The sequence below is a fragment of the Streptomyces sp. NPDC023481 genome (assembly GCF_055560195.1).
Genome location: NZ_JBVHJE010000005.1, coordinates 368,279 through 383,991 on the forward strand (window position 1 = coordinate 368,279; position 15,713 = coordinate 383,991).

Annotated in this window: 18 protein-coding genes; 13 read left to right on the forward strand and 5 right to left on the reverse strand. The window is 74.3% G+C overall.

The window, feature by feature from the left end:
* Window positions 1-114: 114 nt before the first annotated feature.
* On the reverse strand, window positions 115-801 hold the full coding sequence (locus ACZ3ZD_RS13850; protein ID WP_467396352.1) for a helix-turn-helix transcriptional regulator: 687 nt from the start codon (window positions 799-801) through the stop codon (window positions 115-117).
* Between ACZ3ZD_RS13850 and ACZ3ZD_RS13855 the strand changes: the two genes are divergently transcribed.
* The 5 genes from ACZ3ZD_RS13855 (at window position 788) to ACZ3ZD_RS13875 (ending at window position 5,736) form a co-directional block, all read left to right on the forward strand.
* On the forward strand, window positions 788-1,120 hold the full coding sequence (locus ACZ3ZD_RS13855; protein WP_467396354.1) for an aldo/keto reductase: 333 nt from the start codon (window positions 788-790) through the stop codon (window positions 1,118-1,120). The two genes, ACZ3ZD_RS13850 and ACZ3ZD_RS13855, sit on opposite strands and share 14 nt — an antisense overlap.
* Window positions 1,121-1,365: 245 nt before the next feature.
* Complete coding sequence (locus ACZ3ZD_RS13860; RefSeq protein ID WP_467396356.1) at window positions 1,366-2,334, forward strand: alpha/beta hydrolase; 969 nt, start codon at window positions 1,366-1,368, stop codon at window positions 2,332-2,334.
* Between the two features lie 114 nt (window positions 2,335-2,448).
* A complete protein-coding gene (locus ACZ3ZD_RS13865; protein WP_467396358.1) occupies window positions 2,449-3,873 on the forward strand; it encodes an amidase in 1,425 nt (474 codons plus the stop codon).
* 26 nt (window positions 3,874-3,899) lie between these two features.
* On the forward strand, window positions 3,900-4,118 hold the full coding sequence (locus ACZ3ZD_RS13870) for a hypothetical protein (protein WP_467396360.1): 219 nt from the start codon (window positions 3,900-3,902) through the stop codon (window positions 4,116-4,118).
* Between the two features lie 133 nt (window positions 4,119-4,251).
* The gene (locus ACZ3ZD_RS13875) at window positions 4,252-5,736 is read left to right on the forward strand and encodes an SPFH domain-containing protein (RefSeq protein ID WP_467396362.1); all 1,485 of its coding nucleotides are present in this window, start codon (window positions 4,252-4,254) and stop codon (window positions 5,734-5,736) included.
* A gap of 134 nt (window positions 5,737-5,870) precedes the next feature.
* Here ACZ3ZD_RS13875 and ACZ3ZD_RS13880 read toward each other — a convergent pair whose 3' ends face one another.
* Complete coding sequence (locus ACZ3ZD_RS13880; protein ID WP_467396364.1) at window positions 5,871-6,299, reverse strand: hypothetical protein; 429 nt, start codon at window positions 6,297-6,299, stop codon at window positions 5,871-5,873.
* Between the two features lie 74 nt (window positions 6,300-6,373).
* Window positions 6,374-7,051, reverse strand: a complete 678-nt coding sequence (locus ACZ3ZD_RS13885) for a helix-turn-helix transcriptional regulator (protein WP_467396365.1) — start codon at window positions 7,049-7,051, stop codon at window positions 6,374-6,376.
* A 170-nt stretch (window positions 7,052-7,221) separates the two neighbouring features.
* Between ACZ3ZD_RS13885 and ACZ3ZD_RS13890 the strand changes: the two genes are divergently transcribed.
* The 7 genes from ACZ3ZD_RS13890 to egtD all read left to right on the forward strand — a co-directional run bounded on the left by ACZ3ZD_RS13890 (window position 7,222) and on the right by egtD (window position 13,426).
* Complete coding sequence (locus ACZ3ZD_RS13890) at window positions 7,222-7,665, forward strand: cupin domain-containing protein (protein WP_467396367.1); 444 nt, start codon at window positions 7,222-7,224, stop codon at window positions 7,663-7,665.
* A 45-nt stretch (window positions 7,666-7,710) separates the two neighbouring features.
* Window positions 7,711-8,142: a VOC family protein gene (locus tag ACZ3ZD_RS13895; RefSeq protein WP_467396369.1), complete on the forward strand. Its 432-nt coding sequence runs from the start codon at window positions 7,711-7,713 to the stop codon at window positions 8,140-8,142.
* 16 nt (window positions 8,143-8,158) lie between these two features.
* Complete coding sequence (locus ACZ3ZD_RS13900) at window positions 8,159-8,605, forward strand: type II toxin-antitoxin system PemK/MazF family toxin (protein WP_467396371.1); 447 nt, start codon at window positions 8,159-8,161, stop codon at window positions 8,603-8,605.
* Window positions 8,606-8,974: 369 nt separating this feature from the next.
* A complete protein-coding gene (gene egtA / locus ACZ3ZD_RS13905; protein WP_467396373.1) occupies window positions 8,975-10,318 on the forward strand; it encodes an ergothioneine biosynthesis glutamate--cysteine ligase EgtA in 1,344 nt (447 codons plus the stop codon).
* The gene (egtB, locus tag ACZ3ZD_RS13910) at window positions 10,315-11,691 is read left to right on the forward strand and encodes an ergothioneine biosynthesis protein EgtB (protein ID WP_467396375.1); all 1,377 of its coding nucleotides are present in this window, start codon (window positions 10,315-10,317) and stop codon (window positions 11,689-11,691) included. Before egtA ends, egtB begins: the two co-directional genes overlap by 4 nt.
* Window positions 11,691-12,470, forward strand: a complete 780-nt coding sequence (gene egtC, locus ACZ3ZD_RS13915; RefSeq protein WP_467396377.1) for an ergothioneine biosynthesis protein EgtC — start codon at window positions 11,691-11,693, stop codon at window positions 12,468-12,470. The genes egtB and egtC overlap by 1 nt, the downstream gene beginning before the upstream one ends.
* On the forward strand, window positions 12,467-13,426 hold the full coding sequence (gene egtD, locus ACZ3ZD_RS13920) for an L-histidine N(alpha)-methyltransferase (RefSeq protein ID WP_467396379.1): 960 nt from the start codon (window positions 12,467-12,469) through the stop codon (window positions 13,424-13,426). Before egtC ends, egtD begins: the two co-directional genes overlap by 4 nt.
* Before the next feature lie 26 nt (window positions 13,427-13,452).
* Here the strand turns inward: egtD and ACZ3ZD_RS13925 are convergent, their stop codons facing one another.
* A complete protein-coding gene (locus ACZ3ZD_RS13925; RefSeq protein ID WP_467396381.1) occupies window positions 13,453-14,709 on the reverse strand; it encodes an extracellular solute-binding protein in 1,257 nt (418 codons plus the stop codon).
* A gap of 225 nt (window positions 14,710-14,934) precedes the next feature.
* Here ACZ3ZD_RS13925 and ACZ3ZD_RS13930 point away from each other — a divergent pair, with 225 nt between their 5' ends.
* Window positions 14,935-15,150, forward strand: coding sequence for a dodecin (locus tag ACZ3ZD_RS13930; protein ID WP_467396383.1), 216 nt, complete (start codon window positions 14,935-14,937; stop codon window positions 15,148-15,150).
* Between the two features lie 60 nt (window positions 15,151-15,210).
* Here ACZ3ZD_RS13930 and ACZ3ZD_RS13935 read toward each other — a convergent pair whose 3' ends face one another.
* Complete coding sequence (locus ACZ3ZD_RS13935; RefSeq protein ID WP_467396385.1) at window positions 15,211-15,702, reverse strand: phosphatase domain-containing protein; 492 nt, start codon at window positions 15,700-15,702, stop codon at window positions 15,211-15,213.
* Window positions 15,703-15,713 lie beyond the last annotated feature (11 nt).

Sequence of the window (15,713 nt, forward strand, 5' to 3'; positions counted from 1 at the left end):
GCCGGAGTCGCGGGGCCGCCTGGCCTATTCATCCGGGCCGGCCCCCGCGAGTTCATCCGCACCGGCCCCCGCGAGCCGCACGCCGAGCCACCGCAGGCTGTCAGCCCTGGCCCGTCACCGCGCGCACAGCCGGTCCAGGGACGCGCGGCTCTCCTCGTCCGCGGGGCGGTAGACCAGCAGGCGCAGTTCCGGGTCCTGGAGCGGCAGCAGGACGTCGAAGTCGATGGTGATCGTACCGGCGACCGGATGCCGCAGCGACTTCCGGCCGCGTCCGTTGACACCGACCTCCCGCTCCGACCACAGGCGGGCGAAGTCCTCGTCCTGCGCGGCGAACTCGGCGATGAGGCCGGACAGTTCCCGGTCCTCCGGGTGCGCGGCCCATGCCGCGCGCAGGTGGGCGATCCCGTCCCGCAGCACCTGCTCCCGGTCGGCGTAGAGGCCGCGCATCGCCGGGTGCAGCAGGCACAGCCACATCGCGTTGCGCCGTGACGGCGGCACGGCCTCGAACCCCGGGAGCAGCCGGGCCATTTCGGCGTTCCAGGTGAGGATGTCGTAGCGGTGGTCCAGCAGCATGGCCGGCAGCGGCGAGAGGTCACCGACCAGGCGGACCAGCGACGGCGCCGCACCGGCGGCCGGCCCGCCGGTGGTGCCGGGGCGGCGGCGTCCGGCCAGGTCGAACAGGTAGTCGCGTTCGCCCGGATCCAGGCACAGGGCCCGGGCCACCGCCGCCAGCACCTCGGCCGAGGGCCGCAGCCCGCGGCCCTGCTCCAGGCGGACCACGTAGTCGGTGCTGACCCGCACCGGGGACGGCACCCGCAGGGGCCTCAACCTCGCCCTGGGCACGCTCACCGAACGCAACCTGGCCGTGGTCCAGGTCGCCCGGGACGTCGCCGCCGAGCTGGGCCGCACCCCGGCCCAGGTCGCGCTGGCCTGGACCCTGCGCAACCCTGGCGTGACGACCACGCTGGTCGGGCCCGCACCCCCGCCCAGCTGGAGGAGAACCTGGGCGCCCTGGAGGTCGAGTTCACGGCCGCCCAGCTGGCTCGCCTGGACGCGGCGAGCGCGATCGAGCTCGGCCGGCCGCACGACCTGCTGGCGAGCGACCACATCCGCCGGGTGACCACGGGCGGCCTGCGGATCGAGACCCGCCGCTGACGGCCCGCCGTCAGCCGCGGGAGCCGGGGCCCGGAGCCGCGCTCCGTCCACCGTCACCTGGGCGGCAGCAGCGGCCCCCGGCGACTCACCGGCGTCGGCGGGTCGTCGTACGGGCGGGACGGGGTAGACGGCTGGGGACCGGGTACGGCGTACCCGGTGGGGGAGGTCCGCCGGACGCCGTCGGCGGGTACGAGTCATGGGAGGATCCCGATGTCCCTGGTCCCGCCGCCGTTCGATCCGGAGCTCGCGACCGTGCTGGAGTCGTGCCGGGAGGTCGTCGCGCCCGGGTTCGGCCCGGACGACGTCGAGGACGTCCGGCGCGGCGACGCCGTCGGGATGCTGGTCGACGTGACCCTGGACGGCGCGTTCGAGGCGGAGGACCGTACGGTGCCCGGACCGGAGGGCGCCCCCGAGGTGTCCCTGCTGGTGTGCCGGCCCACGGCCGCCGCCGCCCGGGCGGGGCTGCCGGTCGTCTACCACGTGCACGGCGGCGGCCTGGTGGCCGGCACCAACCGGGCCGGCGTGAGCGAGCCCCTGGCGTGGGCGCGTGAACTGGGCGCGGTGGTGGTGTCGGTGGAGTACCGGCGGCCGCCGGAACACCCGCACCCGGCGCCGGTCGAGGACGTGTACGCAGGGCTGCTGTGGACCGCGCGGCACGCGCGGGAGATCGGCGGCGACCCGGACCGGATCGTGGTCGCGGGCGCCAGCGCCGGCGGCGGGCTGACCGCGGCGCTCGCCCTGCTCTGCCGGGACCGCGAGGGCCCGCGCCCGCTCGGCCAGCTGCTGATGAGCCCGATGCTGGACGACCGCAACGACACGGTCTCCAGCCGTCAGATGGCCGGCCGGGGCGTGTGGGACCGTACCGCCAACGAGACCGCCTGGACGGCCCTGCTCGGCGACCGGCGGGGCGGCCCGGACGTCTCCCCGTACGCGGCCCCGGCCCGCGCCACCGACCTGTCCGGCCTGCCCCCGGCGTTCCTGGACGTCGGCTCGGCGGAGACCTTCCGGGACGAGGTGGTCGGCTACGCCTCCCACATCTGGCAGGCCGGCGGCGTGGCCGAACTCCACGTCTGGCCGGGCGGCTGTCACGGCTTCGACTCCCTCGCCCCGGGGGCCACCCTGTCCCGCACGGCCCGCACGGCCCGCATCACCTGGCTGCGCCGGCTGCTGGGGCCGTGACGGCCGCACCGGATGCCGTACGACACATCTGCCGTACGAAAACCGTACGAGCGCGCCGCCAAGAGGTTACCGTGCGGTAGTACCGTGCCCGGAGTCTCCCGGAGGTGCTCGTCCATGTCGTCCGCCCGTGTCATGGGTCTCGTGGAGAGTGCGCGCGCTGTCGCCGACGGGGAGGTGACCTCCCGTGCGCTGGTGGAGCGGGCGCTGGCGCGGATCGGGGGGACGCAGCCGACGCTGAACGCCTTCCGGATCGTCCGTGCCGAGGCCGCGCTCGCCGAAGCGGACGCCGCCGACCGGGAGTTGGCCGCCGGCGGGCGGCGCCCGCTGCTCGGGGTGCCGGTGGCGGTGAAGGACGACATGGACGTGGCGGGTGAGCCGACCGCGTTCGGCTGCCGGGGCGACTTCCCGCCGGTCGCCGCGGACGGGGAGGCGGTACGGCGGCTGCGCGCGGCCGGTGCGGTGATCGTGGGCAAGACCAACACCTGTGAGCTGGGACAGTGGCCGTTCACCGAGGGCCCGGCGTTCGGTGAGACCCGCAATCCGTGGCACCCCGGGCACACGCCGGGCGGCTCCTCGGGCGGGTCGGCCGCCGCCGTGGCCGCCGGACTCGTCCCGGCCGCCCTCGGCTCCGACGGCGCCGGCTCGATACGCATCCCCGCCTCCTGGACCCATCTGATCGGCATCAAGCCGCAGCGCGGCCGCATATCGACCTGGCCGCGCGCCGAGTCCTTCCACGGCATCACGGTCAACGGCACCCTGGCCCGTACGGTCGCCGACGCGGCCCTGCTGCTGGACGCGGCGAGCGGCAACCACGACCGCGACACGCACCGGCCGCCCGCGCTGGTGGTGGCGGACGCGGTCGGCCGGGACCCGGGCCGGCTGCGCGTCGCCCTGTCCCTGAAGCCGCCGTTCACCGCCGTGGCCGCCCAACTGCACCCGGAGATCCGCGCCCGGGTCGTCGAACTCGCCGAGAAACTCGCCGGGCTGGGGCACGTCGTGGAGGAGGCCGATCCGCCGTACGGGCAGATCGGGCTGACCTTCGTGCCACGCGCCACCGCCGGCATCGCCGAGTGGGCCCGCGAGGCGCCCGATCCGGCGCTGCTCGACCCGCGCACCCGGGGTGCGGCCCGGCTCGGCCGGCTGCTGGGCGGGGTCCCGCTGCGGGCGGCGCGGCGGGCCGAGGCGGTGCTGCACCGGCGGATCGGCGGGTTCTTCGGGTCGTACGACGTGGTCCTCGCGCCGACGACCGCGCTGCCCCCGCCGGAGATCGGCGCCTTCGCCCGGCTCGGCGGCCTGGCCACCGACCGGGCGATCATCGGCGCCTGCCCGTACGCCTGGCCGTGGAACGTGCTCGGCTGGCCGGGGGTGAACGTGCCCGCCGGCCTGACCCGTTCCGGGCTCCCGGTGGGCGCGCAGCTGCTCGGGCCGGCCCACAGCGAGCCGCTCCTGGTGTCCCTGGCCGCGCAGTTGGAGGCGGAGCTGGGCTGGCACCGGCGGTGGCCGCCGCACCGGGCGGACGCGGACAGCCCGGCCGCGTGACGGTGATCCGCCCGTACGCTGGGGCCATGGACGACGCGTCGATGGTCGGGCTGATGGGGCGGGTGACCGGGACGGTCGGGCCCGGACTGGTGGGCGAGGTGATCGTACGGGTGCGCGGCGGCGCGGAACACTTCCTCGCCCATCCCGCCGACGGCAGGACCCGGATCGCGCCCGGGACGGTGGTGATGGTGGTGGAGCACCTGCCGCCGAGGACGGTCTACGTCACCCCCGCCTACGACAGTTGAGCCCCCGTCGCCCCAGGTGAGAGCGGGGTGCGTCAAGATTGCGACAAGGATTCGCCAGCGTCTTCACGGCGGCCCCCGACCGGCGCACACTCCCTTCGTTCGGTGCCGAACGGGCACCATGCAAAGGGGGCGTATGCCGATGGTTGTCGGCGTCGTTGCGGGGGCGGTCGTCGTTGCCGTCCTCGTACTGATCGGTCTGTTCAAGATGATGTGGCGGGTCGCCGAGCCGAACGAGGCGCTGATCATCTCCGGGTCCAAGCACCGCACCGAGGGCATCGAGGAGGGCATGGGCTTCCGCATCGTCACCGGGCGGGGCACGATGGTGCTGCCCGGGGTGCAGGCGGTGCGCAAGCTCTCGCTGGACCTGAACGAGACCGAGCTGCACGTGGACTGCGTGACGCACCAAGGCATTCCGCTGAAGGTGCGGGGCGTGGTCATCTTCAAGGTGGGCGACGACTTCGTGTCGATCGCGAACGCGGCCCGCCGGTTCCTGGACCAGCAGCGGCTGATGTCGGAACGGGTGCACAACGTGTTCGCCGGTCATCTGCGGTCCATCGTGGGCGGGTTGACGGTCGAGGACATGATCCGCGACCGGGAGAAGCTGACCGGGCAGACCCGGGCGGCCTGCGGTACGGAGATGGAGAAGCTCGGTCTGATCGTGGACTCGCTGCAGATCCACGAGATCGAGGACCCGACCGGGTACATCCAGAACCTGGCGATGCCGCACGCGGCCGCCGTCCAGCGGGACGCGCGCATCGCGCAGGCGGAGGCGAACCGGCTGGCGACGGAGGCCGAGCAGCAGGCGGCGGCCCGGATGTCGGAAGCCACGCGGGACAGCGAGATCCTCCAGGCCGGTTACCAGGCCGAGCGGGACAAGGCGGCGGCCAAGGCCCAGCAGGCCGGACCGCTCGCCGCCGCGGCGGCCCGGCAGGAGGTGGTCGTGCAGGAGACGCGGGTCGCCGAGCTGGAGGCGAACCGGCGTGAGCAGCAGCTCCAGGCGGACGTCCGCAAGCCGGCGGACGCCACGGCGTACGAGAAGCGGACGCTGGCGGAGGCCGAGCGCGACGCGCGGATCTCGGCGGCCCAGGCCAAGGCGAAGGAGACGGAGCTGGCCGCGGCGGCCGAGGCGACCCGGGTGAAGGCCGCAGCGGCGGCCGAGGCCGAGGCGACCAGGACCCGGGGTACGGCGAGCGCCGCCGCCACCCGGGCCACCGGTGAGGCCGAGGCGGCCGCCGCGCAGGCGAGGGGCCTCGCGGAGGCCGAGGCGACCCGGGCCCAGGGTCTGGCGGAGGCGGAGGCCATCAAGGCCCGGGCGGCCGCCCTGGCCGAGAACCAGGAGGCGGTCGTCGCCCAGCAACTCGCCGAGAAGTGGCCGGAGATCGTCCAGGCCGGCGCGTCCGCGTTCGGCAACGTCGACAACATGGTGCTGCTCAACGGCGCCGACGGCATGGGCGAGTTGTTCGCGAAGGCGCTCACCATGGGCGGCACGGGCCTGGGTCTGGCCCGCAAGCTGCTCGCCACGGTGGGCGACAACGGGCAGCCGGCGAACGGTTCGCCCTCGCCCAACGGAGTCGTGACGCCTCCGTCGCAGAAGGTGCCCGTGGAGCAGGAGGGCTGAGGTCCGGCGCTCCGTCGCGGCCGGGGTCCCTCAGCAGGGGCCCCGGCCGTGCGTGCGCCGCCGGGGCGAGCCGGTCAGCCGACCTCTGCGGGATCACGCCGGTCCCTCCGAGATCACGCCCGGCCCCTACGGGATCACGCCGTGAGCAGGGCGACGCCCAGGGCGATCAGGACGCCGGCCTTGAGGACCTCCAGGCCCACGTACCACAGGTGGCTGCGCGAGCGGGGCAGTTCCTCTCCCGCCAGGACCCGGTCCGACCTGCGGTTGAGGAGGGGTCGTACGACGGCCAGCTGGGTGACGAGGAGCACGGCCGGCGCCGCCGTCAGCCCGGCGATCCGGGCCGGCGCGTCGCCCACACCGACCGCGACGACCACGACGGCCGCGAGGGCGGCCTCCACCGCGTTCAGCGCGCGGAACACCAGCCGGCCGATGCCGAGCCCGACGGGGATCGTCACCCCCGGGGCGCGGAACTTCAGCGGGGCCTCCAGGAAGGAGATCGCCAGCACCATCCCGAGCCAGACGAAGCTGACCGCACCGGCGGTGGCGGCAAAGGCGGCGTTCATGGGGGGGGGCCTTTCTCCGCCGAGACGAGGCTCGCGGAAGCGGGTGGGCGGGGGCGGGCGCGCGTCCGGTGGGCTCAGGGGGCCGGCGCCTGGGACAAGCGCACATGGGCGACACAGGCGTCGGGTTCGGCGAAGGGTTCCAGCGCGGTGGCCGTCAGCGGGGCGTCCAGCCGCGCCAACGCGCCCTGCATCAGGCCCAGATGGAGCGGGCACACCACGGCGGAACGTTCCTCGGCGAGTTCGAGGAACGGGCAGTGCCGCAGCCGGATCCGCTCGGGCGGCCCGCCGGAATCGCCCTCCCCGTCCGGCTGGGGTGCGAAGCCCAGGCCGTCCAGCAGGGCGAGCAGCGCGGCCGCCGACCGCTCGGGGGTCGGCGGCTCGTCCGGCGGGAGCGGATTCACCAGGAAACGCCCCCAGGCACGGCCCGTCTCCATCGCCTCGGCCCGCGCCGCGGCCGGGTCGGCCGCGCTCCACCGGCTGAGCAGCATGCGGGCCAGCAGCAGGTAGTCGCGCAGGCCGCCGCGGTCCATACCGGGTCGCGGGGTGTAGACGGTACGGGGCCGGCCGGGTCCGGAGGACGCCTGGGCCCGGCGCTCCACCAGGCCGTCGGCCACCAGGGTGTCCAGGTGGAACCGGACGGTGTTGGGATGGAGCCCCATCCGCTCGGCGGTCTCCGCGACCCCGAGCGGCGCGGCAGCGGTGCGCAGCACCTCCAGCACCTCCCGGCGGCGCGGGCTCTCCCGCCTCGTCACGTCCGAGCACCCCTTTCGCGCCTGCCGTCCGCCCTGCTCACCCGCCTGCTTGCCGCCTGCTCTTCTGCCTGCTTCTCCGGCTGCGGTCCATTTTCACGAATCCTACATGTGGGAATTGTAGAGTGGCCCGGCAGTACGGGCAGGGAAACGGAAGCCGAGGAGAACGCCACATGACGTCGCCGTCCGCGATCGACACCGCACCGGCCGGCGGCCCGGCGCCGGTACCGCGCGTCCTGTGCGACACCCGCGCGCTGGCCGAGGCGCCCCCGGCACCGGCCGGCGTGCTGTGGAAGCTGACGGAGAGCGGGCGCCAACTCGACGCGAACGTGGTCCGGTTGGCACCGGGCGGACGGATCACGGCCCACACGGAGGCCCAGTTGGACGTGCTGGTGCTGGTCGTCGCCGGGGGCGGCACGCTCGGCGACGGCACTCCGCGGGCGCCGCAGCCGCTCGCCGAGGGCGCCCTGGTCTGGCTGCCGCACGGCGCTCCGCGCAGCATCACCGCCGGCCGGACCGGACTGACGTATCTGACGGTGCACGGCCGGCGCCCGGGCATGGGGATCGCTCCGCGCCCCGGTATCACACCAGTCACGCGGCCCGGCGCCACGGAGTAGCACATCCGCCGCGGGGGCCGCCAACTCCCCTGTTAGGGTGCGCTGATGTCAACGATCAGGCAGTTCCAGGTCACCTTCGACTGCGCGGAACCCGAGCGCCTCGCCCGCTTCTGGTGCGAGATCCTGGGATACGTCCCGGCGTCGCCCCCGGCGGGGTTCGCCACCTGGGAGGAGTTCGACCGCACCCGGCCCGTCGAGGACCGGGGCTCGTGGTTCGCCTGCAGCGATCCGACCGGGGTGGGCCCGCGCCTGTTCTTCCAGCGCGTACCGGAAGGCAAGGTCGTCAAGAACCGGGTGCACCTGTGTGTGCGGGTCGGCACCGGGCTCGTGGGCGAGGAGCGCCTCGCCACGCTCGAAGCCGAGTGCACACGGCTGGTCGCGCTGGGCGCGGTGCGCGTGCGGCTGCTATACGACGGCGGCGACGATTCCTGCATCGTCATGCAGGACATCGAGGGCAACGAGTTCTGCGTCGACTGAGGTTAGGGTGCCGGGCGTGAGTACCTCCACCGAAGAGAACACCCCCGGTCGTCACGGCCCCCATGCGACCACCGAGGCCGATCCGCGCGCGGTCGGCCGGGTCCGCACCGAGTACTCCCCCGCCCACGACGGCGACCCGGACCCCGGGGAGATCGTGTGGACCTGGGTGCCGTACGAGGAGAACGACGGACGGGGCAAGGACCGCCCGGTGCTGGTCGTGGCCCGGGAGCCGGGCGGCACCCTGCTCGCCGTCCGGCTGTCCAGCAAGCGGCACGACGGCGACCGGGAGTGGGTGGCGATCGGCAGCGGGCCCTGGGACCGGTCGGGCCGCGACTCCTGGGTGGACGTGGACCGCGTGCTGCGCCTCCACGAGGAGGGCATGCGCCGCGAGGCGTGCGCCCTGGACCGGATGCGCTTCGACCTGGTCCGCCGACGCCTCCACGAGCGCTACGGCTGGACCTGACCGGCCCCGCCCTCCGCTACGGCCGGATGCGGCCGGTCCCCGCCCCCCGGGGGCCGGCCGCCGCGCAGGCGCGCGTGCACGGCGCCACCCCCGTCGGCGCCGTGACCGCTGCCCGCACGGTCCCCCGTCGTGCTCACGCAGGCATCCTGGGTGATGCTGGTGATGCGGTGCAACGGAGTTTCCCGTCCCCGGAACGGCCCGGCATGGCCCGGAACGGCCCGGAAACGCGCAAGGAAACGGAGGTGACGGATTCCGGAACGTCCCGGTTGGCACCCTTGTGCGATTCCGCGGAAAGGTTTTGGGTGGGACGAGCACCTGCCCGGACACCCATCGGGCCGGTGGCATGGTGGAACCTCAGGAGGACCCGACATGTCCGATACACAGAGCGACGGCGGTGACTGTACGGAGCACCGTACCGCCGTCACCGAGCCCGAGGTGGAGGCCCTGGTCCGGGGCATCTGCTTCAAGACCGGCCCGCCCCGCACCCTCGGTGTCGAGCTGGAGTGGCTCGTCCACTCGCTGGAGCTGCCGCAGCTCCCGGTCGCACCCGAACGACTCGAAGCGGCCTACGCCACCCTGCGGGCCGTACCCCTGGGCTCGGCGCTCACCGTCGAACCCGGCGGCCAGCTGGAGCTGAGCTCGCCGCCCGCCGCCTCCCTGATGGAGTGCGTCGACACCGTCTCCGCCGATCTGGACGCCGTACGCGCGGTCCTGGCACGGGACGGGCTCGGCCTCGCGGGCATCGGCCACGACCCCTGGCACGCGCCCCGCAGGTTCCTGCACGAGCCGCGCTACGACGCCATGGAGGCCTGCCTGGACCGCAACGGTCCGGCCGGCCGTCACATGATGTGCGCCTCGGCCTCCGTCCAGGTCTGTGTGGACGCCGGCCACGAGGAGCCCGGCCCGCTGGGGCACACCAGGCGCTGGTGGCTGGCGCACCAGCTGGGCGCGGTCCTGGTGGCCGCGTTCGCCAACTCGCCGCTGCTGGGCGGGCGGCCCACGGGGTGGCAGTCCACCCGGCAGCTGATGTGGATGGAGATCGGCGCCGGCCGGGCCGGCGGCCCCTCGCTGAACGGCGAGCCGCGCACCGCCTGGGCCCGGCACGTGCTGGACTCGCCGGTGATGTGCGTCCGCCGGGAGGGCGGGCCGTGGGAGGTGCCCGCGGGGCTCACCTTCCGGGAGTGGACCCGCTCCGGATCGCCCCGGCCGCCCACCCGCGCGGATCTCGACTACCACCTGACGACCCTGTTCCCGCCGGTCCGGCCACGCGGCCACCTGGAGCTGCGGATGATGGACGCGCAGCCCGGCGAGGACGGCTGGCTGGTGCCGCTCGCGGTGACGGCGGCACTGTTCGACGACCCGGAGGCCGCCGAGCGCGCCTACCGGACCGTGAAGCCGCTGGCCGAACGGGCCCTGAACCGGCCCGCCCCGCACAACCCGCTGTGGGGCGACGCGGCCCGGCTCGGGCTCGCCGACCCGGAGCTGCGCGAGGCCGCCGACACCTGTTTCACGGCGGCCCTGGAGGCGCTGCCCCGGCTGGGCGCCACCGCGCGGGTCACCGACGCCGTGGCGGCGTTCCGGGACCGCCATGTGGCCCGGGGCCGCTGCCCGGCCGACGACCTGCTGGACCGGCTGACCGCGACCGACCCGCCCCGTTCCGGCCCGGCCGGGGGCACGCGTGCCGCCCACGGGAGGAAGGACATCCGTACATGACCGCCCCCGAGACCGAGACGAAGAGCCAGACCGAGCCCGGGACCGAGACCGGAACTCGGGCAGCGGCCCGGACGGACCCCGAGGCGCTGCGCCGGCGCGCGCTGGACTCCCTCACCACCGCCCGTGACCGCACGACGCTGCTGACCAGCTGCGTCGACGGACCGGACCTCACCGCGCAGCACTCCCCGCTGATGTCCCCGCTGGTGTGGGACCTGGCGCACATCGGCAACCAGGAGGAGCTGTGGCTGCTCCGGAACGTCGGCGGCCGGGAGGCGATGCGGCCCGAGATAGACAGCCTGTACGACGCCTTCGAGCACCCGCGCTCCGAGCGCCCCTCGCTGCCGCTGCTGCCGCCCGCCGAGGCCCGGCGGTACGCGGCCGAGGTGCGCGGCCGGGCGCTGGACCTGCTGGAGGCGGCCGACTTCCACGGCACCCGGCTGACCGAGGCCGGCTTCGCCTTCGGCATGATCGCCCAGCACGAACAGCAGCACGACGAGACCATGCTGATCACCCATCAGCTCCGCACGGGCCCGCAGGTGCTTTCCGCACCGGACCCGGAGCCGGTCCCGCTGTTCACCGGACCGGCCGAAGTCCTCGTGCCCGGCGGTCCGTTCACGATGGGCACCTCCAGCGAGCCGTGGGCGCTGGACAACGAACGCCCCGCGCACCCGCGGGAGGTGGCGCCGTTCTGGATCGACACCACCCCGGTGACGAACGCGGCGTACCAGGCGTTCATCGAGGACGGCGGGTACGACACCGAGCGCTGGTGGTCGCCCGAGGGCTGGGCGCACATCCGGCGGCACGGCATCTCGGCCCCGCAGTTCTGGCGGCGGGACGGCGGCCAGTGGCTGCGGCGCCGGTTCGGGATCACCGAGCCGGTCCCGCCGGACGAGCCGGTGCTGCACGTGTGCTGGTACGAGGCGGACGCCTACGCCCGCTGGGCCGGGCGGCGGCTGCCCACCGAGACGGAGTGGGAGAAGGCGGCCCGCTTCGACCCGGCCACCGGCCGCTCCCGGCGCTACCCGTGGGGCGACGCCGACCCGGCGCCCGACCACGCCAACCTGGGTCAGCGGCACCTGAGGCCCGCGCCCGCCGGCAGCTATCCGGCCGGTGAGTCCCCGCTCGGCGTCCGGCAGTTGATCGGTGACGTGTGGGAGTGGACGGCGAGCGACTTCCTGCCCTACCCGGGCTTCACGGCCTTCCCGTACAAGGAGTACTCGGAGGTGTTCTTCGGGCCCGAGTACAAGGTGCTGCGCGGCGGTTCGTTCGCCGTGGACCCGGTGGCCTGCCGGGGCACGTTCCGCAACTGGGACTACCCGATCCGCCGGCAGATCTTCTCCGGGTTCCGCACCGCACGCTCGGAGACCGTCTGATGTGCCGTCACCTCGCCTATCTGGGCCCGGAGGAGTCGCTCGGCCGGCTCCTCGTGGAGCCCCCGCACAGCCTGTTCCGGCAGTCGTGGGCGCCGCGCCGGCAACGGCACGGGACGGTCAACGCCGACGGTTTCGGGGTGGGCTGGTACGCCTCGGAGGACCCCGTCCCGGCGCGCTACCGGCGGGCCGGGCCGATCTGGGCCGACCTGTCCTTCGCCGACCTGGGCCGGGTGGTGCGCTCCGGTGCCGTGCTCGCGGCCGTCCGCGACGCGACCCTGGCCGGGGCGGACGCCGAGGCCGCGGCGGCGCCGTTCGCGGCCGGGCGGTGGCTGTTCAGCCACAACGGCGCGATCGCGGGCTGGCCGGACTCGGCGGCACCGCTGGTGTCCGCCCTGCCACCGGTGGAGCTGCTGTCGCTCCAGGCCCGCACCGACTCGGCGTTCGTCTGGGCGCTGGTCCTGCACCGGCTGCGCAGCGGCGACGAACCGGACCAGGCCCTGGGGGACACGGTGCGCCGGCTGGCCCGGGCCGCCCCCGCCTCCCGACTGAACCTGCTGCTGACCGACGGAGCCGTGATCGCCGCCACCGCCTGGGGCGACTCGCTCTGGTACCGCACGGAGCCCGGCCGGAGCACCGTCGTCGCCTCCGAGCCGTACGACGACGACCCCCTCTGGCAGGAGGTCCCCGACCGCACCGTGCTCACCGCGAGCCGCGCCGGAGTACTGCTCGCCCCCCTGGACGAGCCGGCACCCGCATCATCGAAGGAGCCCTGCCGTTGAGCCCCCTGCACGTCACCCGCACGCTTCCCGAGGACGCGACGGACGCCGCGCTGCGCGCCGACGTCCGGCACGGCCTCACCGCCACGCCCAAGTGGCTGCCGCCGAAGTGGTTCTACGACGCCCGCGGCAGCGAGCTGTTCGAGCAGATCACCGAACTGCCCGAGTACTACCCCACCCGCGCCGAGCGGGAGATCCTCGCCGCCCGGGCCGGTGAGATCGCCGCGGCGAGCGGGGCCCGCACCCTGGTCGAGCTGGGCTCGGGCTCCTCGGAGAAGACCCGCTTCCTGATCGACGCGCTCCCGCTGTCGGCGTACGTCCCGGTCGACGTCAGCGAGAGCGCCCTCACCCAGGCCGGGCAGGCCCTGATCGAGGAGCGCCCGGACCTCGACGTCCACGCCCTGATCGCCGACTTCACCGCCCCGCTGACCCTGCCGAGGACGCCGGGTCCGCGGCTGGTGGCGTTCCTCGGCGGCACGGTCGGCAATCTGCTGCCCGCCGAACGCGCGCGGTTCCTGGCCTCCGTGCGCTCGCTGCTCGCCCCGGGCGACGGGCTGCTGCTCGGCACGGACCTGGTCAAGGACGAGCGGACGCTGGTCCGGGCGTACGACGACGCGGCCGGGGTGACGGCCGCGTTCAACAAGAACGTGCTGGCCGTGGTCGACCGTGAGCTGGGCGCCGACTTCGATCCGGACGCGTTCGACCACGTGGCCCTGTGGGACGCCGAGCGGGAGTGGATCGAGATGCGGCTGCGCTCCCGTACCGCGCAGACCGTGAAGGTGCCCGCGCTGGATCTCGCCGTTCACTTCGCGGCGGGCGAGGAGATGCGCACCGAGGTGTCGGCCAAGTTCCGCAAGGAGGGCGTGACCTCGGAACTGGCCGCCGCGGGTCTGGAGTTGACCCACTGGTGGACGGACCCGCAGGGCCGCTTCGCGCTGTCGCTGAGCGTGGCGCGGTGAGGACGGGGTGAGCCGTCCGGGGCCGGTCAGCCCAGGTCGGGGGCGAGCGCCTCGGTGATCTTCCGGGAGGCGCGGCGGGCCTCGGTCGCCGGGTCCGCACCGCCGAGCACCCGGGTCATGTACTCCTTGATCGGGTTGTCGGCCTCGACGTCCGCCCACTGAGGGGTGTGGGGGGTCGCCCGGCCGTGTGCCGCGCCCGCGGCCATGGCGGCGGCCCCCTCCTCGCCCGCGACCGCGCCGGCCAGGGTGGTCTTGTTGGGCACGTAGTTCATGGTGCGGGCGAGTTCGGTGTCCCACTTGGCGCCGGTGAGCGCCCCGACGACGGCGGTCGCGGCGAACTGGTCGTCGGTGTTGCCCGCGACGACCAGGTCGGAGCCGCCGGTGAAGACGGTCCCGGGCCGTCCGGCGGTTCTCCCGGGCACGGGGAAGAAGCCGAGCTTGCCCGCCAGGTCCGGGTTCTGCCGGACGACGGCCCGGGCGAGCCCGGGTACGGCGATGATCTGGGCGACCCTGCCGCCGGCGAACACACCGGCCTGGGGCGGGTGTTCCTCGTCGGCGTCCACGGGCCCCCTGCCGAGCGCCTGGAGCCGGCGGTAGAAGTCCATGCCGCGCAGCGCGGCCGGGGTGTCCAGGGTGCCCCGCCAGGTGTGGTCCTGTTCCCGGGCGAGGTCGCCGCCCTCGTCCCAGACGAAGCCGGAGAGCGTGTACCAGTCCTGCCCGGCGAGGTAGATGCCCTGCGTGTCACCGGCGTCGAGCTTCTCGGTGTCGGCGAGCCACTCCTCGCGGGTCCTCGGCGGGTGGGTGATGCCGGCCCGGTCGAAGAGGTCCTTGCGGTAGATGACGACACGGTTGGCCGCGTACCAGGGGATGCCGTACTGCTTGTTGCCGTCCTTGCCGGGCTGGGCGAGGCCGGGCAGCCACTTCTCCTTGCCCCAGTCCCGCATCGACTCCAGGGTGAGGTCGGCTAGTCGGCCGTCGTCGGCGTACAGCGGCACCTGGGTGTTGCCGACCTCGATGACGTCCGGGCCGTCGCCGGAGTCCGCCTTCAGCGCGGTGCGGACCTTCTCGACGATGCCGGTCCACTCCTGGATGCGGATGTCCAACCGCAGGCCGGTGTGGCGGCGTTCGAAGTCCTCGGTGAACCGCCGCAGGAAGTCCTTGGAGGCGCTGTCCTTCATCAGCCACACGGTGACGGTCGTGCGCTCGTGGTCGCCGGGGAGCAGTCCGCAGCCGCCGACGAGGGAGCCGGTGGCGCAGAGGAGGGCGAGCAGACGTCGTCTCACGAGGGGTCCTGTTCTGTCTGGCGGGAGTGCGGGGACAGGGAAGGGGGCCCGGCGTGGGGGGACGAGCGCGCGGCTCGTACGGGTGTGCTGGATTTTGGTATGGACCAATGCGGAGGTCAAGGGCTGCCGGTGGCTCACCGGCGACGCCGTGCGGACGGGGCGCGGATACGGCACGGTGGAGTACGGCGTGAGTGGAGTACGGCGTGACACGAGAGGAGCACCCGCATGCCGAACCACACCTACCGGGTCACCGAGATCGTCGGCACCTCGCACGAGGGCGTCGACCAGGCCATCCGCAACGGCATCGCCCGTGCCGACCAGACCCTGCGCAACCTGGACTGGTTCGAGGTGACCCAGGTCCGCGGCCAGATCGAGAACGGCCGGGTCGAGCACTACCAGGTGGGCCTGAAGGTGGGCTTCCGCATCGAGAACGGCGACTGACCGCCGACTGAACGCCGACCAACGGCGTTCAACGGTGACCGGTCCGCCCGGTACGGCTTCTCAGGTACGCCCTTCGCGCTCCTGCGCCTCCTCCAGCGCGGCCGACTTCGCGGCCCAGCGGGCCCGTACGACCGTGAACCCGGCGCTCTCGGCGTCGTCGCACACGAGTTCGTCGTCGTCCACCAGCATCCGCACCTCACGGTCCCGGGCGAGCCCGCGCAGGATCTGCAGCTTGGTGAACCGCGCCGGCCTGCGGTCGGCGTTGCTCCGCATGTACACCCGCCCCTCGGGCAGCCCGTGGGCCGCGAGCCAGTCGAGCGTGTCCCGGCGGCACCGCTCGGGGCGACCGGTGAGGTAGACGACCTCGCAGGTGCCGGCGCTCTCGACGGCCAGCGCCACGCCCCGCGCGAGCGGCGGATCCTGGGGCGCGGCGGTGAAGAACGCGTCCCAGTCGCGCGGCCGGCTCTGGAGGAAGTGCTGGCGGTGAGCGGTGTCGGCCAGCGTGTTGTCGAGGTCGAACACGGCGAGCGGGCGCCTGCTGCTGTCGGTCACACCGGCCACCC